This window comes from Xanthobacter sp. ZOL 2024, from assembly GCF_052932325.1.
In genome coordinates this window covers 3,099,906-3,125,593 of record NZ_CM128808.1, presented here as the reverse complement: position 1 = coordinate 3,125,593, position 25,688 = coordinate 3,099,906, and the positions used below count along the sequence as shown (strand labels likewise).

Below are 25,688 nucleotides of genomic sequence, written 5' to 3'. Positions count from 1 at the left end.
GGGACTACCATAGGGTTGGAACTCACGGCCAGCACAACGCCGCCGGCGCGGACCAGGCCATGAGCGCACCGCCGGATCCCACAGCGGCCTTCCCCCAGGCTCCGTCGACATTCAACACAGAGAAATGTGGAGGGGGGCTAGATCGGGCCAGAACAGATGGGTGGTCGAGCATCGCCCGCGCCACGGGTGGTGAAGCTCGAGCGAGCCCGACGCTACCCCTTGCGGCGGCCGCCCTTGCGATAGCCCTTGGTGCCGGGATCGGGGCGGGGGCCGGGGCGGAAGCTGTCCTCAGTCAGGGGCACGGCGCGATCGGAGCCGGGGCCCATGTCGTCCAGGGAGGGCTTATGGGCCCGGGAGGCCGAACGCGGCGCGCTATAGGGCGTCTGGGTTTCCGCCAGCCCTTCCAGCGCCGCCTCAAGCTTGGTCTTCGCGCGCGACGGACGCGGCGCGGCGGAAGGGGCGGCTCCAGCCTCCGAGGCCGCCATGGGCGTCTCCGGCGGCGGCAGGCGGGCGGAGCGGGGCCCGGTGGCCGTGCCCGTCACCCGCGGCGCTTCTGGTGGCGCTTCTGGCGCGGCCCGGCCCGCGGACGCGGCTCCGCCCTTTGTCCCCATCTTGCCACCCATCTTGCCACCGCTGCGGGCACGCCCCTTCGCGTTCCCTTTGGCGGCGGTTTCCGGCGGCAGATTGGCGGCGGTGCCGTATTTGCGCGGCCCGCGATAGCCGCCGGTGCGGTCGTCCACCGCTTCCTGCCGCGCCATGGGATCGTCGGCGACGGCGAGCTCGGTGGCCTCCAGGCGGCGGATCTCGTCGCGCAGGCGGGCGGCGGTCTCGAAATCGAGATCGGCGGCGGCGGCGCGCATGCGCTTTTCCAGATCGGCGATGACGCTCTTGAGGTTGTGGCCGAAGGCCGCCCCCTCCTCCATCACCCCCGTATCCACCTGCACGTGATCGCGCTCATAGACCGAGTTGAGAATGTCGCCGATGGCCTTCTTCACGCTCTCGGGCGTGATGCCGTGCTCCAGATTATAGGCCATCTGCTTCTCGCGGCGGCGGGTGGTCTCCGCCATGGCGCGGCTCATGGAACCGGTAATCTGGTCCGCATAAAGGATCACCCGGCCATCCACGTTGCGCGCCGCGCGACCGATGGTCTGCACCAGCGAGGTTTCCGACCTGAGGAAGCCCTCCTTGTCGGCATCGAGAATGGCCACCAGCCCGCATTCGGGAATGTCGAGGCCCTCGCGCAGCAGGTTGATGCCGATCAGCGCGTCGAAGGCGCCCAGCCGCAGGTCGCGGATGATCTCGATGCGCTCGATGGTGTCGATGTCCGAGTGCATGTAGCGCACGCGGATACCATTCTCATGGAGATATTCGGTGAGGTCCTCGGCCATGCGCTTGGTGAGCACGGTGACCAGGGTGCGATAGCCCTTGGCCGCCGCCGCCCGCACCTCGCCCAGGAGGTCGTCCACCTGGCTGCGCGCCGGGCGCACCTCCACCGGCGGATCGACGAGGCCGGTGGGGCGGATGACCTGCTCCACGAACACACCACCGGTCTGGTCCATCTCCCAGGGGCCGGGGGTGGCGGAAACATGCACCGTCTGCGGCCGCATGGCCTCCCATTCCTCGAACCGCAGCGGGCGGTTGTCCATGCAGCTGGGCAGGCGGAAGCCGTATTCCGCCAGCGTCGCCTTGCGGCGGAAGTCGCCGCGATACATGGCGCCGATCTGCGGCACCGTCACATGGCTCTCGTCGATGAAGACGAGGGCGTTGTCCGGCACATATTCGAACAAAGTGGGCGGCGGCTCGCCGGGCTTGCGGCCGGTGAGCCAGCGCGAATAATTCTCGATGCCGGCGCACGAACCCGTGGCCTCCATCATCTCCAGGTCGTAGCGGGTGCGCTGCTCCAGCCGCTGGGCCTCCAAGAGGCGGCCCATCTTATAAAGCTCCTCCAGGCGCACCTTCAGCTCGGCCTTGATGCCGGTGATGGCCTGGATGAGGGTCGGGCGCGGTGTCACATAATGGGAGGCGGCGTAGACGCGCACGCTCTTCATGTCGCCGCTCTTCTGGCCGGTGAGCGGGTCGAACTCGGCGATGCTCTCGATCTCGTCGCCGAACAAAGAGACGCGCCAGGCGCGGTCCTCATAGTGGGCGGGGAAGATTTCCACCACGTCGCCGCGCACCCGGAAGGTACCGCGGGCGAAATCCGACTGGATGCGCTTGTATTGCAGGGCCACCAGATCGGCCAGAAGCGCGCGCTGGTCGATGCGCTCGCCCACCTTCAGATCGAAGGTCATGGCCGAATAGGTTTCCACCGAGCCGATACCGTAGATGCACGAGACCGAGGCGACGATGATCACGTCATCACGCTCCAGCAGCGCGCGGGTGGCCGCATGGCGCATGCGGTCGATCTGCTCGTTTATGGAGGATTCCTTCTCGATATAGGTATCCGTCCGGGGCACATAGGCTTCCGGCTGGTAATAATCGTAGTAGGAAACGAAATATTCCACCGCATTGTCGGGGAAGAAGCTCTTGAACTCGCCATAGAGCTGGGCCGCCAGCGTCTTATTGGGGGCGAGCACGATGGCCGGGCGCTGCAGCTGCTCGATCACCTTGGCCATGGTGAAGGTCTTGCCCGAGCCAGTCACACCCAGCAGCACCTGGTCGCGCTCCCCGGCGCTCGCCTGGGCGCACAATTCGGCGATGGCCTGGGGCTGGTCGCCGGAGGGGGTGAACGCGCTCTTCATGGTGAAGGCGACGCCGCCCTCGGACTTTTCCGGGCGCGGCGGGCGGTGGGGCACCCAGGTCTGGCCGTTGACCTCCGGCCGGCCGTTCTCGATCAGGCTGGCCAGCGCCTGCACGGTGGCGGAGGCGCCACCGGATTCGAAATCCATGGCGAGGTCCCCGGGCTCCAGCCCGAGGGACTCGGAGAGGGACTTGGCGAGGGCGGGATCGAGCGCCTGCTGGGGCGCCGGCTCGAAATGACGCTGCGAACGCTCACCGAGCTTTCCGGGACGGGATGCTTTGGCCATGGCGGGAATATGGGCGGCTCCGGCGCCTTCGAAAAGCCCCTGCCTCGTAATCGCTCCCCTCGCCCTCTCAATCAGCTTCCCGAAGGCGACCTCAGGATTGGAACGAAGGAAAACACCAGCCCCTCGCCGGAGAAGCCGAGATCCAGGGTACGTGAGAAGGTTGATTTGATAGTGGGCTCAATCTTGCTCAGCCGCGCGGACACAGAGGCGTCCGAGGCCGCGGCCTGCTTACGCCGAAACACAATGTCGCCAACGTATGTGGCCTGCACCTGATAGATGCCGAAAGCTCTGTTGCGATCGACGGCCGCGCGACAACGACGATCCCGCATCATGCCCTCGAACACCGTCTGCGCCGCAGCTTCCGAGATGGCATATTTGCTGACATGCGTCAGTTTGTACTCGTAGTAATCGGAGACATTGCCAGAGAGGCCTAAAGACACCAGTTTCGTGGACACTCCTCCCAGTTCACCCTGCAGCCGAGCGTCAAAGAGCAAATTGATATCCGCTACAGGGTCGGCCTTGGGATTGGCGACGCCGAAAGCCGAGAGATCAGGGCGAGTATCACAAAGAGGCTCAAGAGCAGTAGGGACATCCCGCCGATTTGTAGGGGCCTCTGCCGCATAATAGATCGAGCCAACATAAATCCCTCGCTGCGGAGGCACCAGTTCGCGCGCACCAAACGATGGGCCACGATCCGTGATGCAACCTCCCAGCAACAGCGACAAGCCCACTCCCACGATGGCTCGCTTCAACATGGTGCCCCCAGAAATACAATTTTTGGTTATATCTTGTATTATATGCAACTAGAGTCAACATCGCGGTTCGCGAAATAGTGATCGCGGCTCACGCGGCCCTTGCGCTCCAACGGCCCCCCTTTCCTCATGCCCAACTACATCCTAGGAAGAGGAGACCTCACTGCGCTTAGGAACAGCGCCACGATGCCCGCCCTCGCCTCCCTGCTGCCGCCGCAGATTGCCCCGTTCGTGCTGCTCATCGCCTCGAACGTGTTCATGACCTTTGCCTGGTATGGGCACCTGAAATTCAAATCGGCGCCGCTGTTCCTGGTCATCGTCACCAGCTGGGGCATCGCCTTTTTTGAATATTGCCTGGCGGTGCCCGCCAACCGGCTCGGCTCCGAGGTCTATTCGGCGGCGCAGCTGAAGACCGCCCAGGAGGTCATCACCCTGGTGGTGTTCGCCGTATTCTCGGCGCTCTATCTGAAGGAGCCGCTGGGCTGGAACCATCTGGTGGGGTTCGCCTTCATCGCCGCCGGCGCCTATTTCATCTTCCACAAATTCTGAGAGGTCAGCCGGCCTGCGCCGCCAGGGTCGCGGCCATGGCGTTGTGGGCGCGGGTCACCGCCGGCAGGTCGATGGTCGCGAGCCGGCCATCGCGCACCACCACCGCGCCGTTGATGACGCTCAGCGCCACCTGCTGCGGGGCGCAGAAGATCAGCGCCGCCACCGGATCGTGCAGCGCTCCGGCATAAGCGGGCGCGCTCATGTCGAAGGCGACGAAATCCGCCGCCATGTCGGGGGCGAGGGCGCCGATGTCGTCGCGACCGAGCAGGCGGGCGCCGCCCAGGGTGGCCATCTCCAGCGCCTGGCGGGCGGTGAGGGCATCGGGCCCGAAGGCGGCACGCTGCAGCAAGAGGGCCTGGCGCGCCTCCCCCAGCATGTGGCCGCCGTCGTTGGATGCGGAGCCGTCCACCCCGAGCCCCACGGGAATGCCCTCGGCCCGGAACCGTTTCACCGGCGCGATGCCGGAGCCGAGCCGCATGTTGGAGCACGGGCAATGGGCGATGCCGGTGCCGGTGGCCGCGAACAATGCGATGCCGGGATCATCCAGCTTCACGCAGTGGGCGTGCCACACATCCGGCCCCACCCAGCCCAATTCCCGCACATAATCCGTGGGGCTCTTGCCGAAGGTCTTGAAAGAAAAGGCGATGTCGCTGTCGTTCTCGGCCAGGTGGGTGTGCAGCCGCAGCCCCTCGCGGCGGGCCAGTACCGCCGTTTCGCGCATGAGATCCTCGCTCACGGTGAAGGGGGAGCAGGGGGCCAGCACCACCCGCAGCATGGAGAAACGGGCGGGGTCGTGATAGGCGTCGATCAGCCGCCGCGTGTCGGCCATCACGAAGCCCTCGTCCTCCACCACCCGGTCGGGCGGCAGTCCGCCTTGGCTCTCGCCCACGCTCATGGCCCCGCGGGCCGCATGAAAGCGCATGCCGATGCGCCGCGCGGCGCGGATGGAATCATCGAGCCGCACCCCGTTGGGGTAGATGTAGAGATGATCCGACGAGGTGGTGCAGCCGGAGAGGATCAGCTCGGCCATGGCGGTGAGGGTGGCGGTCTCCACCATCTGCGGCGTCAGGCCCGCCCACAGGGCATAGAGCGCCCGCAGCCAGCCGAACAATTCGCTATCCTGGGCCGCCGGCACCGCCCGGGTGAGGCTCTGCACCATGTGATGGTGGGTGTTGACGAGGCCCGGCAGCACCACATGGCCGGTAAGGTCGATCACCTCGTCGGCGCTGGCCGGCAGCTCATGGGCCGGCCCCACCGCGACGATGCGGCCATCCTCCACATAAAGCCCGCCGCCGGGAATCTCGCGGCGCGCGCCATCCATGGTCACCAGCACCAGGGCATTCTTGGCGAGCAGGGTTTTGGCAAGCAGGTTTTTGGCGGGAGAGGTGGGGGCCATGGCAACCCTTGCGGACCTGCGCCGCGCCCAGATGGCGGCGGGCGATCCTAGGGCGCAGCTCCGCTTACGCCAACCAGCCGCCTCACTTGTCGGCCACCGGCACCACGCGCAGGATCTCGCCATCCTCGGCATCGGTCGCCAGCCACAGGGCGCCGTCAGGGCCCTGCCGCACATCGCGAATGCGCTTACCCAGGGGCAGACGCTCCTCCCCCAGCACCACGCCACCGCGCAGCTTGACTTCCACCAGCGCTTCACCGGCCAGGGCGCCGATGAAGAGATGTCCCTTGAAGGTCGGCAACAGGTCCGCCGTGTAAAAGGCCGCACCCGACGGGGCGATGGACGGATCCCAATAGAACAGTGGCTGCTCCATGCCCACCTTCTCGGTTCCCTCGCCGATCTTGGCGCCGGAATAATCCCGTCCGTAGCTGATGACCGGCCAGCCATAGTTCAGGCCCGGCCGCGGCGCATTCACCTCGTCGCCGCCCCGCGCGCCGTGCTCCACCGTCCAAAGCTGGCCGCTCGCCGGCTCAATGGCGGCGCCCTGAACGTTGCGGTGGCCGTAGCTGTAGATTTCCGGCCGGGCGCCGGAGCGGTTGCGCAAGGGGTTGTCGGCGGGAATGCTGCCGTCTGTGTTGATGCGGACGATCTTGCCCACGGTGGTGGAGAGGTCCTGCGCCCGCGTGCGCAAGTCGAACCGGTCGCCGAGCGTGACGAACAAGGTGCCGTCGGGCGCGAACGCCAGCCGCGAGCCGAAATGGTTGCGGCCGGTCCAGGCCGGCTCCTGGCGGAAGATGACGCTCAGGTCGCGCAGCTGGGTGGCATCGGGCGAGAGCCAGGCGCGGGCCACCGCCGTGGCGGCCATGCGCCCGCCGCGCGGCTCCGCATAGCTCAGATAGATATAGCGGTTGCGCGCAAAATCCGGATCGAGCGCCACATCCAGGAGGCCGCCCTGCCCCTCGGCCACCACCTCGGGCACGCCGCTCACGGTGGCAATGATCTTGCCCCATTGATCCAGCAGCCGCAGCCGCCCGGGGCGTTCGGTCACCAACAGGCGGCCGTCCGGCAGGAATGCCATGGCCCAGGGATGGTCGAGGCCGGAGGCGAATGGCACCACCCGCACCCGCGCGCCGGCGAACGGCTGGGCCGCCGAAACGCCGCTTGCCTGAGCCGCAGCCGGCAGCGGCGCAGCCGCTCCAACAGTGAGCACCAGCAGGGCGACCGCCAGCGCGGCGATTTTTTGAACAGAACCGCAAGAAGCGCCAGAACCGTCCTTGCCCCTTCGCGACACGCCGATGCCCTCAGCGCCGGCGGGCGCGCACGCGCGCATGGCGCAGGGTCGCGCGGGTGGCCACAAGCAGCAGTCCGCCGATCACCGCAACCCCTGCGAGGGTGGCCGAATGGTCGATCACGCCACGCACCAGCAGCCCCGCGGCGGCCGCCCGCTCGACGCTGAGCACCACCGCCACGGCGCCGATGGCCATCATGAGCGCCACAGTGAGCGCCGCCTGCGCCAAAGCGTCGCCGGCCTTGTGGGCCCGCACCGCGCGGGCCAGCGTATCGGGATCGGCCGCCGAGCGGGTGCCGATCTCCGCGTCGAGCCACGTCGCCGAGCGCGGCAGATCGAAGCCTTCCCCGTGGCCCTGTCCGTGGCCCTGAAGGCCGTGCGAGGACGCGGCAAAACCTGCAACCCGGGGACGATGGGCAATGACCGGCTTGGACATGATGCTCTCACCAAGATGAATCGTGGCTACGCAACGTTCAGTTCGACGAATCAGTTCCGCCGACACAACGGAAGGTCGCGGAAGACTATGGCTGCGCTGCGGCCGCGACAGCGCACACCATGGCAACATCATGACGGCTGCTCACGCCATCGCGAGTTCTCCCCGCTATGCCGCCGCGACAGTTGGGCGCCAGGCCATGTCCACATGCCCGGCGTCCGCCGCCACCCGCGCGAGCCAGGCCCGCACCCGGGGGAAGGTCGCGAGGCTGAAATCGCCCTCTTCCGCCACGTGGGTGTGGGCGTAGAGTGCCAGATCGGCGATGGTGAGCCGGTCGGCGGCGAAGAAATCATGGCCAGCCAGATGGCGTTCCATGATGCTGAGCGCCGCATAGCCCTCCTCCATCCAGCGGTCCACGTCATGGGTGCGCAGCTCGCGGCCGCCGCGCACCTGGGTCAGCCAGAACCGGGCCGCGGCAATGCCGGGCTCATGGCTGTTCTGCTCGAAGAACATCCAGCGCAGCGTCTCGGCCCGATCGAACAGGTCGTCGGGCAGAAACCGCGACCCCTCGGCCAGATAGAACAGGATGGCGTTGGATTCGGCGAGCAGGCGCCCGTCCGCCTCCAGCAGCGGAACCCGTCCTTCGGGGTTCATGGCGAGAAACTCCGGCGTGCGGTGCTCGCCGGCGAAAATGTTCACCTCCATCAGGTGAAACGGCTGCCGCAGCTTCGCCAGCAGCAGCCGCACCTTGTAGGAATTCCCCGACGATTGCGTCGAATAGAGCTTCAGCACGCCCAATCTCCCCGCGCCCGCATCGCGTCACATCCGGCCCTTGCAGGGGCATGTGGCGGCCCCGGAAGATCGCCGCAAGGGGGAACGCCGGAGCGAGGCCCGCGGCGGAGCATCAAAGCGGCCCCGCGGCGATCCATCACCGGACCGCCCCCCTTTCATTCATGATCATTGCTTGTTCCGCTGCGCGCGCTGAACTAGTGTCCGCCCGCGCCGGCCTGAGCCCGGCGTTTCATCGTGTCCCACCTTGCGCCCTGAGCCGCCGCGGATCCGCCGCCGCGGGCGGGCGCGTCCGGAGCCGCCGGCCATGAGCCTGATTTCGTCCGCCCTGAAGCGTATCAACCCCTCCCCCACCATCGCCATCTCCAACAAGGCGCGGGAGCTGAAGGCGTCGGGCCGGGATATCATCGCGCTGTCGGCGGGCGAGCCGGACTTCGACACGCCGGAGAACATCAAGGAAGCGGCCATCGCCGCCATCCGCCGTGGCGAGACCAAGTACACCGCCGTCGACGGCATCCCGCAGCTGAAGGCGGCCATCTGCCGCAAGTTCAAGCGCGACAACGACCTCGACTACAAGCCCTCGCAGGTCTCGGTGGGCACCGGCGGCAAGCAGGTGCTGTTCAACGCCCTGGTGGCCACCGTGGACGCCGGCGACGAAGTGATCATCCCGGCCCCCTACTGGGTGAGCTATCCGGATATCGTGCAGTTCTGCGGCGGCACCCCGGTGCCGGCGATGACCCGCCTGGAAGACAATTTCAAGCTGCGCCCCGAGGTGCTGGAAGCGGCCATCACGCCCAAGACCAAGTGGCTGATCTTCAACTCACCCTCCAACCCCTCGGGCGCCGCTTATACCCATGACGAGCTGAAGGCCCTCACCGACGTGCTGCTGAAGCACCCGCACGTGTGGATCCTCACCGACGACATGTATGAGCACCTGGTCTATGACGACTTCAAGTTCGTCACCCCGGCCCAGGTGGAGCCCAAGCTCTACGACCGCACGCTGACCATGAACGGCGTCTCCAAGGCCTATTGCATGACCGGCTGGCGGATCGGCTACGCCGCCGGCCCCGAGGCGCTCATCAAGGCCATGGGCACCCTGCAGTCGCAGTCCACCTCGAATCCCTCCTCCATCGCCCAGTGGGCGGCGGTCGAGGCCCTCGACGGCCCTCAGGACTTCATCGCCGCGAACAACGCGATCTTCAAGGAACGTCGCGACCTCGTCGTGGCCATGCTCAACCAGGCCAAGGGCCTCACCTGCCCCAAGCCGGAAGGCGCGTTCTACGTGTTCCCCTCCTGCGCGGGCACCATCGGCAAGACCACGACCAACGGCGTAAAGATCACCAGCGACGAGGATTTCGCCACCCAGCTCCTGGAAGCCGAAGGCGTGGCCGTGGTGCACGGCTCGGCGTTCGGCCTGGGCCCGGCGTTCCGCATCTCCTACGCCACCGCCACCTCCGAGCTGGAGGATGCCTGCCGCCGCATTCAGCGGTTCTGCGGCAACCTCGTCTGACCCAAAGAACACGGCGGCCGGAAAAGGAACTGACCCTTCCTTAGAAGCGTTGGCGCGGCAGCAAAGTCTGAGCTATGGCATTGCTGTCGTCTGGCGCTGGACGGAATTCCGCCGGCTTCCCTAGGAGGAACGACATCATGAAGACTGTTTTCAAGGCTGGCCTTGCCGCGGCTGCGCTGCTGGCCATCGGTGCCGTGCCTGCGTCCGCCCAGTCGCGCGTGCAGGTGGGCACGCTGAGCTGCACCCTGTCGCCGAACGTGAGCTTCATCATCGGCTCGATCCGCGACATGTCCTGCAGCTTCAAGCCGCGCCATGGCCGCACCCGCAGCTATGAAGGCACCGTGCGCCGCTTCGGCCTCGACATCGGCGTGAGCGGCAAGGGCGTGCTCGCCTGGGCCGTGTTCGCTCCGAGCTCGAACATCCGTCCGGAGACCCTGCGCGGCTCCTACGTCGGCGCGTCGGCCAATGCCGCCATCGGTGCGGGCCTTGGCGCCAACGTGCTGGTGGGTGGCAACAACAACACCATCGCCCTGCAGCCGCTGTCGGTGGAAGCCCAGACCGGTATCAACCTCGGCCTGACCGTTTCGGACCTGACCCTGCGTTGATCCGAATTGATGCAGCCGGAAGCGTGATTCGCACCCGCGTGTCGCCTTTTCGGCTGCGTCCGCCCGCTGGAATGCCCTTGCGCCGCGCGGTGCTCTTGGTCCGCGTCCTCACGCGCGCCGGAGGTCGGGTTGTGTCCGCAGTCGACCGATGCTCTGCTCGCTCGACGGAAGGGACATGACAGCACCACCCGCAAGATGCTCCAACCTTCCAACTCACACCTCTTATGGGGGATCCCATGCGTCTCAAGTCCGGCCTCATCGGCCTTGCCGCCATCGCTGCCGCTGCCGCCACGCCCGCCGCCGCGGAAACGCCGAAGGTCCAGATCGGCGTGCTGGTGTGCAATGTCGCCCCGTCGGTGGGCTTCGTGCTCGGCTCGGTGCGTGACCTCACCTGCGAGCTGCGCAGCGCCCGCACCATGCCCTACACCGTGAAGGGCAACTACAAGGGCACCGTGTCGCGCTTCGGCATCGACATCGGCGTGACCTCCGCCAACGTGCTGGCCTGGGGCGTGTTCGCTCCCTCCGTGGACGCCGGCCCCGGCGCCCTCGCCGGCACTTATGTGGGTGTGTCCGCCAATGCCGCCTGGGCCATCGGCGGTGGCGTGAACGTGCTGCTCGGCGGTTCCCACCAGACCGTCGCCCTGCAGCCGCTGTCGTTCGAAGGCATGACCGGCGCCGCCGTGGCTGCCGGCGTCGCCGACATGAAGCTGGAGCAGGTGGCTGCGCCGAAGGCGAAGATCACCAAATGACCTGAAAGTCGTGCACAATGCGGTGAGGAGCTGTTCATGATGCCTTTTCACCCCATGATGCGCGCCGGCCTTATCGGCGCCTGCACGACATTCGCTTTGGCTACGGGCGCCGGCGCACAGCCGGCGCCCGCTGGCGCCTCGACGGCCCCGGGCCAAACGCAGGCGCTGCCGCAGATGAATGTGGACCCACCGCCTTCCCCGGGCGCGGGCGGCCTGCAGATGCCGAGCGTATCGGCCGGGCTCCTGGAGTGCCGCGGCGATTTCGCCACCGCCACCGGCTTCGGCTCCAGCCGGAAAGTGCGCTGCGAGTTCCGCCCCTCCATGGGCCAGAATCACTATTACATCGGCACCCTGGAGCGCACCGGCCTCGATATCGGCGTCTCCGATCAGGGCAGCATGCTGTGGGGCGTCTTCGCCACGTCGCCCAACATCGATCGCGGCGCGCTGGCGGGGACCTATGTGGGCTTCACCTCCGGCTTCGCGCTCGGCCCGGGCTTCTCGGCCAATATTCTGGCCGCCAAGGACGCCACCCGGCAGATCACACTGCAACCGCTCAGCATTTCGTCCGACAGCGGCCTGAGCCTGTCCATCGCCAGCGCCACCCTGACCCTGGAGCCGTCCACCGCCCTCATCGCCGGCGATCCGCCGCCCTCGCGACGCTGAGATCCGCCGCCCGCTGGCGAAGCTGTGACCGGTCACACGCCGCTGTGACTTGCCGGCGCCGCGCGGGGACCGGATCCTCCCCAGCCATCGACGCCGGCCGTTCGCCGGTGGGCGGGGATGAACGGGACGCGGAGATTTCTCATGCATGTGCGGCGTTGGCGCGGCTGGTCCCTGCCGGAATCGGCAGCGACCCCGGAGGCGCTCTATCTATCCCGGCGCGATCTCATGGCCACGGGAACCGCCCTTCTCGGCGCGGCGACCCTCGCCGGCGGTGCGGCCCACGCCGCGGCCGCCCCCTCCGCAGACGGGGTGGCTCTTTACCCCGCGCAGCGCAATCCGAAATTCACCCTCGATCGTCCGCTGACGCCGGAGGCGCGCGCGTCAACGGTCAATAATTACTACGAATTCAGCTACGCGAAGAACGTCGCCCCCGCCATGGGCCGCTTTGAGCGGCATCCCTGGCGGATCGTCGTCGATGGCCTCGTGGAGGCACCCCAGGAGTTCGATTTCGACGATCTTCTGAAGAAGGTGCAATTGGAGGAGCGGCTGTATCGTCACCGCTGCGTCGAGGCTTGGTCCATGGCCATTCCGTGGACGGGATTTCCCATGAAGACGTTGGTGGATCTGGCAAAACCCACGAGCGGCGCCCGGTTCATCAAGCTCGAGGCGTTCCGCAACCCGAAGGTTGCGCCGAACCAGAAGGACTTCCGTTACCCCTGGCCCTATGTGGAGGGGCTGACCCTGGCAGAGGCGCAGAACGACCTCGCCTTCCTGGTGACCGGGGCCTACGGCAAGCCCGCCCCCAACCAGTTCGGCGCGCCCCTGCGGCTCGCCCTGCCGTGGAAATACGGTTTCAAATCCATCAAGGGCATCGTGCGCTTCACCTTCACCGACACCCAGCCGGTGAGCTTCTGGGAAGAGGTGCAGGGATCGGAATATGGCTTCTGGGCCAATGTGAACCCCAAGGTGCCCCACCCGCGCTGGAGCCAGGCGAGCGAGGAGGACATCGCCACCGGCGAGCGCCGCCCCACCCTGCTCTACAACGGCTACGGCGAATATGTGGCCAGCCTTTATGCCGGCCGCGAGACAGAGCGCATCTGGTTCTAGCCTTCCGCCCCACCACGGTGCTCGGGCTCGGCATATCCCTGGGGAGCGTCCCCCGCCTCGAACGGCGCATCCACAGCAACGAAGGTGTCCGGATAAAAGCCGTTGAAGCGCGTGCGCAGCGACAGGGAATAGGCGCCCATGTGGCCGATCTCGATCCAATCCCCGGTGTCCACGCTCGCCGGGAGGAAGAAGGGACGCGAGAGCACATCCACGCTGTCGCAGGTGGCGCCATAGATGCGAAACGGCTCGATGGCCTGCGCCCGCCCCGGGCGCCGCCGCCGGGCGGGATCGGGAATATGGCGCACCGGCAGGAGAATCTTGCCGGTCCAGGAGTCTGAAAGCGACGCCCAGATGCCGTCGTTGATGTAGAGGCGTTGCCCCTTCTTCAACAGAACCCGCACGATGACGGAAAACGCGCGTGCAACGATCACCCGCCCCGGCTCCGCCACCAACGGCATGCCCGAGAAACCATGCCGTTCGACTGCGCCCATGAGACCGGCGACAATCTCCGGCAAGGGGGGTAGGCTCTGTGGTTGGCCGGCCTCCGCCCGCCGGGGATCGCGGGCATAGGCGGCGGGAAAGCCACCGCCCACGTCGAGACCCGCGATAGGAACGCGCGCCGCCTCGCGCACCTCGGCCGCCAGGGCCACCGCCCGCTCGTAAGTCCCGAGGTCCTCCACCTGGCTGCCCACGTGGAAGCACAGGCCGCAGCGCAGACCAACGCCGTGGATCCGCTGCAGCAACTCCGCCGCATGGCCCGGCGCCGCCCCGAACTTGCGGGAGAGCTCATAGGCCGCCTCGCCCTTGGTGGCGAGGCGCACGAACAAGGTGAGGTCTTCCGGATCGAGATCCAGCGCCCGCACGATGCGCAGGATCTTGGCCACCTCGTCCTCGTGATCGAGGGCCATGGTGCGGATGCCATATTGCTCCAACGCCAGCCGGATGTCGGACTGGGCCTTCACCGGGTGCATGTAGAGCAACTCGGCCCCCGGCGCCGCGGCCCGGGCCGCCGCGAATTCCGCCGGGCTCGCCACATCGAACGCGGCCAGCCCGGCATCGGCCAGGGCATCGAGAACCATGGGCTCGCCGTTGGTCTTCACGGCATAAGCGGTCTTGCCTGGAAAGGCGGACAGGAAGGCCTGGGCATCGGCCCGCAGCACCGCGGGGCGAAAGCAATAGACCGGATGATCCGGCCGCAGCTCCAGCGCCGCAGCGCGGCCGGTGGCGAAGCGGGGCAGCACGGCGGCCGGCTCCGGGCGTTCGTTCCGATCGGCGGCGACGCGAAATGGCGGCATAGGCGGTCCTCACACGTTCCTCGGCAGCGCAGCCAGCCGCTGTGGACTGGTGGCGGCAACCTCCTGACTAGCCCAGCTTTCGGGCAGCGACGCGACAGACACCCGCCCCGCTCGACAGGGTGGGCGCCAAGGCGTGACATTTTCTTAAGACCTGTGGCTCCGCTGCGCTTGACCGATCGGTTCGCTCGCCCCATCGTCCGCCGGAACGTCCGGCTGGCCCGGCATCGACATCGTTGAGTGGAGAGGACTATGGGTGATCGGACGCGCACTGTGAACGCCACGGCGAAGCGTTCGGGCTCCGCGCCTGCCGCCAACGGCACCCGGCGCATGGCGCGCTGGGCCGCCGCCGCGACGGCCGCGCTCGCCCTGTGCGCCGTGGCGCCACGCGCCGAGGCCGCCAACTGGCTGGAAATGAACTTCTGGCTGTCCGGCCCCAACTATACCGGCCAGATTCCCGCCTGCGACGAGCCCTCCGCCCTCAATCTCATCGCTCAGCGTTTCGCCGAGACGGAGCGCCAGTATTGGTCGTCGAATCTCGCGATCACCGAGTTTTCGCAGCCGAAAGAGATCGCCTTCCGCCCCTGGGGGCCGGAATATCTGCCGCGCCGCTATTGCAAGGGCACCGTCTACACCAACGACGCCCGCAAGCGCGCCATCTACTATTCCATCGTCGAGGACGGCGGCTTCATCGGCGCCAGCTGGGGCGTCCAGTGGTGCATCGTCGGCCTTGATCGCAACTATGCCGATGCGCCGTCCTGCAAGATGGCGCAGCCGTGAGGCTATGGTCGGCGTGGCGCCGGGCCGCCGCTGAGCGCGCAGGCGCGCCCGCGGCCCCGATACCACAGGCCTGCCGCGTTCCAAGCCGCGTTCCAGCACGGCGTCGCTCCGTACCCCTCTGGCGGACGCTGCGCACGGTCGTCCTGGCGTTGGCGACGACGCTTGCACCAGGCATCACCACTCTCGCGCACGCCCAGTCGAACACGCCGGGCGCGTTCGACTTCTATGTGCTCTCCTTGAGCTGGTCGCCCACCTATTGTGAGTCGCGGGGCAGCCGTGCCGCCAACGAGGCGCAATGCGCGGCGGCCCGGCCCTACGCCTTTGTGGTGCATGGCCTGTGGCCGCAATATGAGCAGGGCGCCCCGCAATATTGCCAGGTTCCGCCGCCCTACGTGCCCAACCCTCTGGTGCGGTCGATGCTGGACATCATGCCGAGCCGGGGCCTCGTCATTCACGAATGGAAGAAGCACGGCACCTGCTCCGGTCTCGATGCCGGCGGCTATTTCAACGCCATCCGCGCCGCCCGCGCCAAGGTGACGATCCCCGCCGAATTCACCCATCTCGACGACTACCGTATGGTGTCCCCCAGCGCACTGGAGGCCGCCTTCCGCGCCGCCAACCCGGGGCTGCAACCGGACATGATCGCGGTCGACTGCGACCGGCGTCGGCTGCGTGAGGTACGGATCTGCATGAGCAAGTCGTTCAGCTTCCGCCCCTGCCCGGAGGTGGACCGGCGCACCTGCCGGCTCGACAAGATGGTGATGCCGCCCGTGCGCGGCGGCCGATGAGCCCCGACAGACTGCGCAGGATTCCATGAATTATCGTCACGCCTTCCACGCGGGCAATCCGGCCGACGTGATGAAGCATGCGCTGCTGGCCCGTGTGCTGGCCTATCTGACCAAGAAGGATGCCCCCTTCCGCGTGCTGGACACCCACGCCGGCGCCGGCATCTACGACCTCGACGGCGCCAACGCCCAGCGCACCCTGGAGGCCGACAGCGGCATCGAAGCGCTGCTGGCCGCGCCGTTGCCGGAGAAGGCCGCGGCGCTGCTCGCCCCCTATCTCGACACGGTGCGGGCCCTGCGCGCCGAGGGGCGCCGCCTTTATCCCGGCTCGCCGGCGCTGGCGCTGGCGCTGTCCCGGCCGCAGGATCGCTTCCTGTTCTGCGAGCTGCACAAGGAAGAGCGAGCCAAGCTCGAAAAGCGCATCGGCGACGATGCCCGCGCCAAGATCCTGCCGCAGGACGGCTATCAGGCCCTGTCCGCGCATCTGCCCCCGCGGGAACGGCGCGGCCTGGTGCTGGTGGATCCCCCCTTCGAGGAGGAGGGCGAATTCCACCGCATGGTGGAAGGGCTGAAGGCCGCCCATGCGCGCTTCGCCACCGGCATCTTCATGCTCTGGTATCCCATCAAGAATCTGCGGGCGGTGGACCAGTTCCGCCGCGAGGTGGCCCATCTCGGCATGCCCAAGACGCTGCGGGTGGAGCTGGATTTCGCCGAGGTGCGCAGCCTCGACACCCTGTCCGGCAGCGGCCTCATCATCGTGAACCCGCCCTTCACCCTGGCCGATGAGGCCCGCACCATCCTCACCGCCATCGCCCCCTTGATGGCCCGTGACGGCAAGGGCCGCGCCCGCGTCTCCTGGCTCACCGCCGAGCGCTGACCGGCCCGCGCTTTTGCCATTCAACCAAAGGCGAAAATGCTCTAGGCAGAATCGCCCTTCCTCAAGCCGGATGCCCCCAGATGCGCCTGCGCTATTCCCTCACCTCTCCGTTCGCCCGCAAGGCGCGGCTCGCCGCTGCCGTGCTGGGCCTGCCGCTGGAGCTGGAACTGGCCGACACGCTCAATCCCGACGACACGCTGCGCCGCCAGAACCCGCTCGGCAAGATCCCGACTCTCCTCACCGAGGACGGCGACTGCCTCTATGATTCCCGCGTCATCCTGGCCTATCTCGACATGGTGGCCGGCGGCGGCAAGCTGATCCCGCTGGAGCCCAAGGCCCGCATCGCCGCCATGAAGGCGGAAGCGCTGGCCGACGGGCTCATGGATGCCGGCGTGCTGGTGCTCTACGAAGGCCGCTTCCGCCCCGAGGAAAAGCACGACGCCAAGTGGCTCGCCCACCAGCGGGACAAGATGGCCCGCGCGCTCGAGGCCCTGGAAGCGGCGCCGCCCGCCGCCGATGGCCCCATCAGCGCGGCGGACATCACGCTGGCCTGCGCCCTCGGCTTCCTGGATTTCCGCTTTGGCGGGGAATGGCGGGCCGCCCATCCCCGGCTGGTGGCCTGGCAGACCGCCTTTGCCGCCCGCTGCCCGTCCTTCGAAGAGACCGCCCCGCACTGATCGGAGCGCATGAGATGAAAAAAGGCCGGCGGAGCTGCTCCGCCGGCCTTTTTATTTGGGTGATCGCGGCGTCACGCTCCGACGCGGGGCACCGGCACCAGGAGGCCGCGACGCTGCAGCTCCGCATAGGTCAGATCCAGCACCCGCCAGACGATGGCCACCAGTTCGTCGGCCTCGGCATGGGTGAGGGTGAAGGGTGGAGCCAGGATCATGCCGTCGCGCACGGCACGCATCACCAGCCCCTCGCGGAAGGAGAAATCCCGGCAGATGAGGCCCACCGTGCCCTCCTCGGCGGCGAAGGCGGCGCGGCTCGCCCTGTCGGGGGTCAGCTCCAGCGCACCGATGAGCCCCACCATGCGCGCCTCGCCCACCAGGGGGTGATCGGCAAGTTTCAGCCAACGCTCCTGGAGATAGGGGCCGATGTCGAACTTCACCCGCTCGACCAGCTTTTCCTCATGCATGATCTTGAGGTTGGCGAGCGCCGCCGCGCAGCCGCCGGGATGGCCGGAATAGGTGTAGCCGTGGTTGAATTCACCGCCGTTGGCGATGAAGCCCTCGGCCACCTTATCGCCGACGATCACGCCGCCGAGAGGGAAATAGCCGGAGGTGACGCCCTTGGCGAAGGTGAGGAGGTCCGGCTTCACGCCCATGAACTGGCTGCCGAACCATTCGCCGGTGCGTCCGAAACCGCAGATGACCTCGTCGCAGACCAGCAGCACGTCGCGCTCCCGGCAGATCTTCTCCACCGCCGGCCAGTAGCTGTCCGGAGGAATGATCACGCCGCCGGCGCCCTGGATGGGCTCGCCGATGAAAGCGGCCACATTCTCCGGCCCCGCCTCGTCGATGGCGCGGGCCACCTCATTGGCGGCGAACAGGCCGAATTCGTCCCGGTCCATGGTGCCGCCCTCGGCCCACCAATAGGGCTGCTGCACATGGATGATGCCGGGAATGGGCAGGCCGCCCTGGGCATGCATGGGCGCCATGCCGCCCAGCGACGCGCCGCCCATGGTGGAGCCGTGATAGGCATTCTTGCGGGAGATGAAGATGGTTTTCTGCGGCCGGCCCATAGCCGCCCAATAATGCCGCACCAGCCGCAGCACCGTATCCACTGCCTCCGAGCCGCCGGAGGTGAAGAACACCCGGCTCATGCCCTCCGGCGCCACCCCGGCGATGGCGGCAGCGAGCTCCGCCGCGGCGGGATGGGTGGTTTTGAAGAAGGTGTTGTAATAGTCGAGCTGGCTCAACTGAGTGGCGATGGCCTCGACGATCGCCTTGCGGCCGTGGCCGATCTGCGAGCACCACAGGCCGCTCATGCCGTCCAGGATCTTGTTGCCCTCGCTGTCGAAGACATAGGCCCCTTCCGCCCGGGTGATGACCCGGACCCCTTCGGCATTGAGCGCCTTGGTATCCGAGAACGGGTGCAGATGGTGCGCGGCGTCGAGCGCACGCCAATGGGCTGTCGAGTTGGACAGGGGGGCCGATGACACGACGGAGGCTCTCCAGAGACGAGCCGCACCGGGCAGACCGGGCCTTGCAAACGCAAATCCCGGCACGCCCACGGCACGGAGGGGCGGTATGAAGGATCCGTTCCGCGCCCTGCACCGTTGGAGCGGCAGCGCGCGGCGCAGACCTCCTGCACCTCAGAAGAGGTGAATTCCCATGTCCCGTCAAGAAAGGTGAAACGGCCGCTGGCCCCGCCCTGAGGCGCCCGTTGCACCCCCGGCTGCCGCCCCGAGAGGGACGCGCTAGCAGATTGGAAAATCAGAACATCCCTTTACCTTGGTGCAGGCTCGTGCGATGCCTGCCAAGCTCGTCCTTAGCCTTTGTCCGTGAGCGTCCTCTGCCGTGTCCGTCACCGTTCCTTCCCCCGCGATGGTCCCGCCTGCGGCGCGTGACGGCGCCCCTGCCCTGCCCGTGCGGGTGGTCGTCTTTGGAGGGCACAGCGCCACCTGGAACCAGACCCTCGCGGCTGGTGGGGTGGCGTGGAGCAAAGTGTCAGGCCTGGTGGACGTGATCACCATCAGAGGTTCGCACCGGCCACTCCCGCCTCCGCGCGACGACCTGCGCACCGTCGTCTTGCCGGTGATGGAAAGACATCTGCTGGCTTGCCCGCGGGATCAGCATCATGGCTTGCTCCCCCAGCCCCACGCGGTCCGCACCCTGGCCGACAAGAGCGCATTTGCGGCCTATGTGATCCGTGAAGGCCTGGAGCGCTACTGCCCGGAAATATTCGCCTCCATCGAGGCCGCCCGGATGCCCTGCACCATCAAGCGGCTCGATCTGAATTCCGGTACCGGTGTCGAGATGGCAACCTCGCAGGCGCAGCTGGAGCGCTTTGCCGCGCGCCCGCCGTGGGCGGGCTTTCCTGTCCTGCTACAGGCCTATGTCCCACATACGCAGGAGTATGTGACGCATGCAGTCTGCCGCGAGGGCCGCATTCTGCTGCATCGAACCTATCGAATGACCCTGAAGAAGGACGTCCTCATCCGTCGTCCCAACTGCACGCAGACCTGCCAGTCCGTCACCCTGACGCAGGCGCAACTGTCGATGCTGGAGAGCTTCCTGCTTCCCCTGCGCTTCAGCGGCCCATGCAACTTCGACTATGTCATTCGCGAGGATGGCACGGTCTGCGTGTTCGAGATCAACCCTCGGCTCGGAGGGTCGTTGATGGCGGCACAGAACCAGCAGGACCTGGCGGACACTCTGGCCGCCATTGTCCAACATGCTGAGCCGCTTGTGGAAGTCGACGCACGCCTTGCCATGTAACGCCGGCGCTGCATCTGGCGGTTTCCGAGACCTCCCCGCATGCTCTAATCTGGCGCGCAGGGATACAGCACCGGAAAAGAAAGGCCGTTCCGCATGGAACCGGATTTTTGGCGCACGCGCTGGCTCAATAACCAGATCGGCTTTCACGAAGGCACGCCCAATGCCTTTCTCACCGAACATTTCGACCGCCTCACCCTGGCGCCGGGCGCGCGGGTGTTCGTGCCCCTGTGCGGCAAGACGCGGGACATCGCCTGGCTGCTCGCGCGCGGCTTCCAGGTGGTCGGCGCGGAGCTGAGCCCCATTGCGGTGGAGCAGTTGTTCGACGAGCTGGGCGTCCCCCCGGTGGTCACCGCCTCCGGCCCGCTGACCCGCTACAGCGGCCCCGCCATCGACATCTATCAGGGCGACATCTTCGACCTCGACCAGGCCACGCTGGGCCCGGTCGACGCCGTCTATGACCGCGCGGCGCTGGTGGCGCTGCCCGAAGCCATGCGCCGGCGCTATGCCGGGCACCTGGCCGAGATCACCGGTTCGGCCCCGCAGCTGCTGCTGTGCTTCACCTACGACCAGTCATTGGTGCCCGGCCCGCCGTTCTCCGTGTCACCGGAGGAGACCCACACCCTCTATGCGGACAGCTACAAGGTCTCGCTTCTGGCCAGTACACCGCTCGCCGGCGGCCTGAAGGGGAAATATGACGCGCTGGAACACGCCTGGCTCCTCCGCCGCCCCTGAATCTGGCGCGGGCCGCTCCGAAGCGGCCCGCGTGGGTGTCACAAACGCGTCCAGACGGTTTTGAGGTCTGAGTATTTCTCCAGCGCGTGCAGCGACTTGTCGCGACCAAAGCCAGACTGCTTCACGCCACCGAAGGGCGTGGTGATATCGTCCGCATCGAAGCAGTTCACATAGACCACGCCAGCCTTGAAGCGCCGCGCCACCTTGTGGGCGGCGCCGAGATCGCCGCTCCACACCGATGCACCCAGGCCATAGATGGTGCCGTTGGCGATCTCCACCGCCTGATCCAGGCCATCGAAGCCGATGACGGATAGTACCGGGCCGAAAATCTCCTGCTGGGCGAGAGCCGACTTGGGCGCCACCCCATCGAACACGGTCGGCGCCACGAACGCCCCGCCGGTTTCCTCCAGCATGGCGGCACCGCCGGTGACCAGGCGCGCACCCTCGCCAAGGCCGCGATCGATGGCCGCCAGGATGCGCTCCTGATGCTGGCGGCTGACCACCGCCCCGGCGCGGCTGGTCGACAGCAGTGGATCGCCCGGCATCCAGCGCGGCGCCAGGGCCGCGACCCGCGCCACGAGGTCATCGCGAATGCGATTGTCCACCAGCAGACGGGAGGCTGCCGTGCACATCTCCCCTTGATTGAAGAAGATGCCGGACGCCACCGCTTCGGCAACGGCATCGAGATCCGGCACGTCGTGGGCCACCACAAAGGCGGTCTTGCCACCGCATTCGAGCCCGACCCGCTTCAGATTGCTCTCGGCGGAATAGCGCATGAAAAACTTGCCCACCTCGGTGGAGCCGGTGAAGGCGATGGCGTCCACATCCATGTGGAGCCCCAGCGCCTTGCCCGCCTCGGCACCAAGACCCGGCACCACGTTGAACACGCCATCCGGCAGCCCGGCCGCCTGGGCGAGCTCGGCGAGTCGCAAGGCAGTGAGGGGGGATTCCTCCGCCGGCTTCAGCACCACCGAATTGCCCATGGCCAAGGCCGGCGCCACCTTCCAGGCGGCCATGATCATGGGGAAATTCCAGGGCGTCACGCAGCCCACCACCCCCAGCGGCTCGCGCAGGATGAGCGCGAGATTATCATTGGTGGTGGGCGCCACCTCCCCATAGATCTTGTCGCAGCACTCGCCGTAATAGGCGAAGCAGTCGGCGGTGGCGCGCACGTCGATGGCCCGGGCATCCGCAATGGGTTTGCCCATGTTGAGGGTCTCGGTGAGCGCCAGCTCATCCCCATGAGCCCGGATCAGCTCGGCGAACCGCAGCAGGGTGCGCTTGCGCTCCAGCGGGCGCTGGCCGGCCCAGCGCCGGTCCTCGAACGCCCGACGGGCGGCGCCCACCGCGCGGTCGATGTCGGCGTGGTCACAGGCCGCCACGTCCGCCAGGTGTCGTCCGGTGGCCGGATTGACCGCGGCAAAGGTGCGGCCGGACTGCGCCGGCGCAAACCGCCCGTCGATGAACGCGTCAGTCCGGAACGATGGATGGGCTGGAGAGGGGGATTCGACCGACGCCGACATGATCACTCCTCGGCTCGCCTGAGGGGCTGAAGCAGGGGTCACAGCCGAGCTGGGAGCTCCGTCCACGTGACCCGTTTTCGCCTCCACCCCTGTTAGATATCGGATGACTTTCTTTGTCCGCTTGCAGATGGAACACGTCCCACTGGCACGTTCAAAGCCGTGCCGTGTTGCAAGCTCACGGGTCTTATGATTCGCATGCTGCCGAACTGAAAGCTCAAGCTGTTCAGCAATACAATCATCGCAAACAGGTTTCGACGCCCTGTCCTTGATGAAATCACCTATGCGCTCCAGCACCGTCATATCGCCCCCCAATTCCCGGCGACGAGCTTAGCATGGAGCAAGATGACGGTGCGGGGCGATCAACGACCAGGGATGGCAATAGGCACTTCTGTCTCGCCTAGCCCCTGGCCTCCGGTGGCGCGCCGTCCTCGTCCTCTTCCGCCGTCACCGGAATGGCATAGGCGCCGGAGAGCCAGCGGTTGAGGTCGATGTCGGCGCACCGCTTGGAGCAGAACGGACGATACTTCTCCACCGCTGGCTTGCCGCAGATCGGGCAGGGCTTGGTGCGTGGCACGTCGGCCGCCTCGTTGTCGTTGGCCCCCTTCATTGCGCACGCTCCACCCAGCCGGCGCGAACCGGATAGCCTTCACCGGCCAGCAATTGAATCGTCTCGATCAGCGGCAGGCCGACCACGCTCGTGTAGGAGCCCACCAGCTTCACCACGAAGCTGCCGGCAATGCCCTGGATCGCGTACCCTCCGGCCTTGCCGCGCCACTCGCCACACGCCAGATAATCGTCCATCTCCTCCCGCGAGAGGCGCTTGAAGCGAACGCGGGTCTCCACCAGCCGGCTGTGATCACGGCCCTTCGCATCGACCACGCAGACGCCGGTGTACACCCGATGGGTGCGCCCCGACAGCAGCCGCAGGCAGTCGCGCGCCTCGTCCTGCAGATCGGGCTTGGGCAGAATGCGCCGGCCCACCGCCACCACCGTATCCGCGGCAAGCACCAACGCCTCCATACCGGCCTCGCGGGCACGGGCGGCCACCACCTTGCCCTTCTCCAGCGCCAGGCGCTGCGCCAGGCGCCGTGGCAGCTCCCCGCGCTCCGGGCTCTCATCCAGCTCCGCCGGCATGAGCAGGTCCGGCTCGATGCCGGCCTGGTTGAGCAGTGCGAGCCTGCGCGGCGAGCCGGACGCCAGGACGAGCTTCAATTGATCCGTCACAACCATCTCCCCATGCGGCCGGCGAGGCCGGCGCAAGTGGGCGGCACGCTACTGGAAACGAGGCGGCGTGTGAACGCCGCAGATGACAAAGGGGCGGAGCCGCCTGCCAGCCAGAACCCAGTCGGCACGGCCCCTCACGCCGGCCGCCGCGGGTCTTCCGCTGCGGAGCGCGGATCGGGGGCCACCAGCGGGAGCTCCAGCGTGAAGCACGTGCCACGGGACAGGCCCGCAACAGGGCTCTCGACGGAGATCCGCCCGCCCAGCAGATCGGTCACGATCTGATGCACGATGTGCAATCCGAGTCCGGTGCCGCCGCGCCCCCGCGCCGTGGTGAAGAAGGGCTCGAAGATGCGCGGCAGGATCTCCGCGGGAATGCCGACGCCATCGTCGCGGATCTCGATGGTCACCGCCGTCCGCCCTTTGCGCACGGCGCGCAGGTGCATCGTGCCGTGCCGGCCTTCCGGAAAGGCGTGCTTGAGCGTGTTGTTGAGCAGATTGGAGATCACCTGCGATAGGGGGCCGGGATAGCTGTCCATCTCCACGCCGGGTTCCAGCTCGAGATGCAGCGCGATGCCTTCGCTCGGCGACCATCGGCGCAGACGCGGGTCGGCATCGAGCACCGTCTCCGCGAGGTCCATCTTGCGCCGCGCCACCGTGGCGCGATCGACCGCCACCTGCTTGAAGCGGCGGACCAGCTCCGAGCAGCGCTGGATGGCGTCGCGGGCGAGACTGATATTGCCGTGGCTGGCACCGACGAAATCCGTCAGGTCGGAGCGACGGAGCCCCTCGACCATGCGCCGCTCCAGATGGCTCAGGTCTTCATCCGCCTTGCTCAGGGTCAAGGTGGCACTACCCAGCGGGGTGTTCAGCTCATGCGCCACCCCCGCCACCATCAGGCCCAGGGAGGACAGGCGCTCGGCGCGGGCGATCTCCTGCTGCACCTCCTGCAGGTGCCGGTTGGCATCACGCAGATCCGCATTGGCCGCCACCAGCGCCCGCCGGTGGCTGGCCTCCCGCTCCAGGCTCCCAGCCAGGCGCACGCCAATCACCAGCATCATCACCGCGAATACCACTGCCATCACCGACAGCAGGATCTTGGCCTCGAGTTCCTGCCATTCCGCATGGGCCTCATTCATGCGCACCGCCACGTAAAGGGTGGTGCCAGGCCCGGCAATGGTCGACGCTTCGCCGGCGGTGATCAGCCGGTTGCCAAAAGTGACACGGCGGAACAGCCAGTAATGGGATCCCTGCTGCCACTGTCCGTGAGGCTCGGCCTGCATGGACTGCCACAGTTCCGGCAGATCCCTGAAGACACTGCCGCGATCCCCCGGTCGCTGCCACGCCCAGTCGTCCTCCGCCGAGGGCCCACGGATCCAATAGCCATCGGAATTGATCAGGAACAGGGAAAGCGCGGGCTCGTCGCCGGCGATCTTCTGGATCCGTGCGAGCAGGCTGGCCATGGCATAGTTAATGATGACGATGCCCCGCCGCACGCCATAGGGCACCACCGGCGTCGCCACGCGCAGCATGGGCTTGAACGGCTGCTCGACCACGCCGTGCTCCACGTTGAGGTCGATGGCAGAGAAATAGACCGCCTTGGCCGGCAGATCACGGCTGTCCTTGAAATAGGGGCGATCCGCCTTGTCCTGAAGCTCGCCGAGGGAGACGATGCCCACCGCCCCGGCCGCCCGATCCACCCGCAGCCGTTCCAGACCCGCCTCGTCCAGCCACCGCACCTGGTCATAATCCGGAGAGGAGGACGCGAAGCTGGCGAAGATGCGTCCGCCGATGCCTCCGGGCGTCAGATCCTGCGGAGGAAGCTGCACCGCGATCGAGCTGAGAAACAGGATATCCCGCCCCAGCCGATCGAGCACGCGTTGAATGATGTCGTCGGCGCTGCGCAGCAGGTCCTGCCCCCGCGCCGTGCGGGCCTCCCGGGGGCCCTCCTCCACCTGCCACCACAACAAAGGGAAGGCGAGGCCGATGAGAACGGCCCACGGCAGCAGAAACAGCCCAATGCGCTTGCGCTGCCGGAGCAGCAGGGAGATCACGCCGGCCGACCAGCCGATCAGCTCCCGGGCCACGGCCTCAATCCGCCCGGGGCGCGCCGCACTCGCCCCATGGTTTTCGCCCTCGCGAGGGGCCAAAGAGACTCCGGACAGCTCGCC

General features: G+C 67.3%; 24 protein-coding genes. 12 read left to right on the top strand and 12 right to left on the bottom strand.

What is annotated here, in order from left to right; genetic code table 11:
* Nucleotides 1-212 precede the first annotated feature (212 nt).
* Complete coding sequence (gene uvrB, locus ACU4E7_RS14235; protein WP_447019227.1) at nucleotides 213-3,026, bottom strand: excinuclease ABC subunit UvrB; 2,814 nt, start codon at nucleotides 3,024-3,026, stop codon at nucleotides 213-215.
* Nucleotides 3,027-3,097: 71 nt separating this feature from the next.
* Entirely contained in the window at nucleotides 3,098-3,781 is a 684-nt protein-coding gene (locus ACU4E7_RS14230) for a hypothetical protein (protein ID WP_447019226.1), read from the bottom strand.
* Between the two features lie 183 nt (nucleotides 3,782-3,964).
* Here ACU4E7_RS14230 and ACU4E7_RS14225 point away from each other — a divergent pair, with 183 nt between their 5' ends.
* On the top strand, nucleotides 3,965-4,327 hold the full coding sequence (locus tag ACU4E7_RS14225; RefSeq protein WP_238121643.1) for a DMT family protein: 363 nt from the start codon (nucleotides 3,965-3,967) through the stop codon (nucleotides 4,325-4,327).
* A gap of 4 nt (nucleotides 4,328-4,331) precedes the next feature.
* On the opposite strand, the gene ACU4E7_RS14220 is transcribed toward ACU4E7_RS14225, so the two are convergent.
* The 4 genes from ACU4E7_RS14220 to ACU4E7_RS14205 form a co-directional block, all read right to left on the bottom strand.
* Entirely contained in the window at nucleotides 4,332-5,723 is a 1,392-nt protein-coding gene (locus ACU4E7_RS14220; RefSeq protein WP_447019225.1) for an 8-oxoguanine deaminase, read from the bottom strand.
* 82 nt (nucleotides 5,724-5,805) lie between these two features.
* The gene (locus ACU4E7_RS14215) at nucleotides 5,806-7,050 is read right to left on the bottom strand and encodes a PQQ-dependent sugar dehydrogenase (RefSeq protein WP_447019224.1); all 1,245 of its coding nucleotides are present in this window, start codon (nucleotides 7,048-7,050) and stop codon (nucleotides 5,806-5,808) included.
* Nucleotides 7,022-7,444, bottom strand: a complete 423-nt coding sequence (locus ACU4E7_RS14210) for a hypothetical protein (RefSeq protein ID WP_238121640.1) — start codon at nucleotides 7,442-7,444, stop codon at nucleotides 7,022-7,024. The genes ACU4E7_RS14215 and ACU4E7_RS14210 overlap by 29 nt, the downstream gene beginning before the upstream one ends.
* Nucleotides 7,445-7,609: 165 nt before the next feature.
* Complete coding sequence (locus ACU4E7_RS14205; RefSeq protein WP_238121639.1) at nucleotides 7,610-8,233, bottom strand: glutathione S-transferase family protein; 624 nt, start codon at nucleotides 8,231-8,233, stop codon at nucleotides 7,610-7,612.
* 304 nt (nucleotides 8,234-8,537) lie between these two features.
* Between ACU4E7_RS14205 and ACU4E7_RS14200 the strand changes: the two genes are divergently transcribed.
* From ACU4E7_RS14200 to msrP, 5 genes are all read left to right on the top strand, one after another.
* Nucleotides 8,538-9,740, top strand: a complete 1,203-nt coding sequence (locus ACU4E7_RS14200) for a pyridoxal phosphate-dependent aminotransferase (protein WP_238121638.1) — start codon at nucleotides 8,538-8,540, stop codon at nucleotides 9,738-9,740.
* Nucleotides 9,741-9,877: 137 nt separating this feature from the next.
* Nucleotides 9,878-10,345, top strand: coding sequence for a DUF992 domain-containing protein (locus ACU4E7_RS14195; RefSeq protein ID WP_238121637.1), 468 nt, complete (start codon nucleotides 9,878-9,880; stop codon nucleotides 10,343-10,345).
* 236 nt (nucleotides 10,346-10,581) lie between these two features.
* Nucleotides 10,582-11,094, top strand: coding sequence for a DUF992 domain-containing protein (locus tag ACU4E7_RS14190; protein WP_238121636.1), 513 nt, complete (start codon nucleotides 10,582-10,584; stop codon nucleotides 11,092-11,094).
* A gap of 36 nt (nucleotides 11,095-11,130) precedes the next feature.
* The gene (locus tag ACU4E7_RS14185; protein WP_238121635.1) at nucleotides 11,131-11,757 is read left to right on the top strand and encodes a DUF992 domain-containing protein; all 627 of its coding nucleotides are present in this window, start codon (nucleotides 11,131-11,133) and stop codon (nucleotides 11,755-11,757) included.
* A gap of 141 nt (nucleotides 11,758-11,898) precedes the next feature.
* Nucleotides 11,899-12,864 (top strand): protein-methionine-sulfoxide reductase catalytic subunit MsrP, encoded by a 966-nt coding sequence (msrP, locus tag ACU4E7_RS14180; RefSeq protein WP_447019223.1) that lies wholly within the window; start codon nucleotides 11,899-11,901, stop codon nucleotides 12,862-12,864.
* On the opposite strand, the gene ACU4E7_RS14175 is transcribed toward msrP, so the two are convergent.
* Nucleotides 12,861-14,102, bottom strand: a complete 1,242-nt coding sequence (locus ACU4E7_RS14175) for an ornithine decarboxylase (RefSeq protein ID WP_447021639.1) — start codon at nucleotides 14,100-14,102, stop codon at nucleotides 12,861-12,863. The genes msrP and ACU4E7_RS14175 overlap by 4 nt on opposite strands.
* Nucleotides 14,103-14,408: 306 nt before the next feature.
* Between ACU4E7_RS14175 and ACU4E7_RS14170 the strand changes: the two genes are divergently transcribed.
* The 4 genes from ACU4E7_RS14170 (at nucleotide 14,409) to ACU4E7_RS14155 (ending at nucleotide 17,275) form a co-directional block, all read left to right on the top strand.
* Nucleotides 14,409-14,936 (top strand): hypothetical protein, encoded by a 528-nt coding sequence (locus ACU4E7_RS14170; RefSeq protein WP_238121633.1) that lies wholly within the window; start codon nucleotides 14,409-14,411, stop codon nucleotides 14,934-14,936.
* Between the two features lie 149 nt (nucleotides 14,937-15,085).
* The gene (locus ACU4E7_RS14165) at nucleotides 15,086-15,724 is read left to right on the top strand and encodes a ribonuclease T2 (RefSeq protein ID WP_238121632.1); all 639 of its coding nucleotides are present in this window, start codon (nucleotides 15,086-15,088) and stop codon (nucleotides 15,722-15,724) included.
* 25 nt (nucleotides 15,725-15,749) lie between these two features.
* Nucleotides 15,750-16,598, top strand: a complete 849-nt coding sequence (locus tag ACU4E7_RS14160; protein ID WP_238121631.1) for a 23S rRNA (adenine(2030)-N(6))-methyltransferase RlmJ — start codon at nucleotides 15,750-15,752, stop codon at nucleotides 16,596-16,598.
* 80 nt (nucleotides 16,599-16,678) lie between these two features.
* Nucleotides 16,679-17,275 (top strand): glutathione S-transferase N-terminal domain-containing protein, encoded by a 597-nt coding sequence (locus ACU4E7_RS14155; RefSeq protein ID WP_238121630.1) that lies wholly within the window; start codon nucleotides 16,679-16,681, stop codon nucleotides 17,273-17,275.
* 71 nt (nucleotides 17,276-17,346) lie between these two features.
* On the opposite strand, the gene ACU4E7_RS14150 is transcribed toward ACU4E7_RS14155, so the two are convergent.
* The gene (locus ACU4E7_RS14150; RefSeq protein WP_447019222.1) at nucleotides 17,347-18,762 is read right to left on the bottom strand and encodes an aspartate aminotransferase family protein; all 1,416 of its coding nucleotides are present in this window, start codon (nucleotides 18,760-18,762) and stop codon (nucleotides 17,347-17,349) included.
* A gap of 358 nt (nucleotides 18,763-19,120) precedes the next feature.
* Between ACU4E7_RS14150 and ACU4E7_RS14145 the strand changes: the two genes are divergently transcribed.
* Together ACU4E7_RS14145 and tmpT are read left to right on the top strand one after the other, a co-directional pair.
* Nucleotides 19,121-20,041: a hypothetical protein gene (locus ACU4E7_RS14145; RefSeq protein WP_238121628.1), complete on the top strand. Its 921-nt coding sequence runs from the start codon at nucleotides 19,121-19,123 to the stop codon at nucleotides 20,039-20,041.
* Nucleotides 20,042-20,134: 93 nt separating this feature from the next.
* A complete protein-coding gene (gene tmpT / locus ACU4E7_RS14140) occupies nucleotides 20,135-20,773 on the top strand; it encodes a thiopurine S-methyltransferase (RefSeq protein ID WP_447019221.1) in 639 nt (212 codons plus the stop codon).
* A gap of 38 nt (nucleotides 20,774-20,811) precedes the next feature.
* On the opposite strand, the gene ACU4E7_RS14135 is transcribed toward tmpT, so the two are convergent.
* The 4 genes from ACU4E7_RS14135 to ACU4E7_RS14120 form a co-directional block, all read right to left on the bottom strand.
* A complete protein-coding gene (locus ACU4E7_RS14135; RefSeq protein WP_447019220.1) occupies nucleotides 20,812-22,296 on the bottom strand; it encodes an aldehyde dehydrogenase in 1,485 nt (494 codons plus the stop codon).
* Nucleotides 22,297-22,693: 397 nt separating this feature from the next.
* Nucleotides 22,694-22,903 (bottom strand): DNA gyrase inhibitor YacG, encoded by a 210-nt coding sequence (gene yacG, locus ACU4E7_RS14130; RefSeq protein WP_447019219.1) that lies wholly within the window; start codon nucleotides 22,901-22,903, stop codon nucleotides 22,694-22,696.
* Nucleotides 22,900-23,520 (bottom strand): Maf-like protein, encoded by a 621-nt coding sequence (locus ACU4E7_RS14125; protein WP_238121624.1) that lies wholly within the window; start codon nucleotides 23,518-23,520, stop codon nucleotides 22,900-22,902. Before ACU4E7_RS14125 ends, yacG begins: the two co-directional genes overlap by 4 nt.
* A gap of 134 nt (nucleotides 23,521-23,654) precedes the next feature.
* The gene (locus tag ACU4E7_RS14120; RefSeq protein WP_447019218.1) at nucleotides 23,655-25,604 is read right to left on the bottom strand and encodes a sensor histidine kinase; all 1,950 of its coding nucleotides are present in this window, start codon (nucleotides 25,602-25,604) and stop codon (nucleotides 23,655-23,657) included.
* Nucleotides 25,605-25,688: the final 84 nt, after the last annotated feature.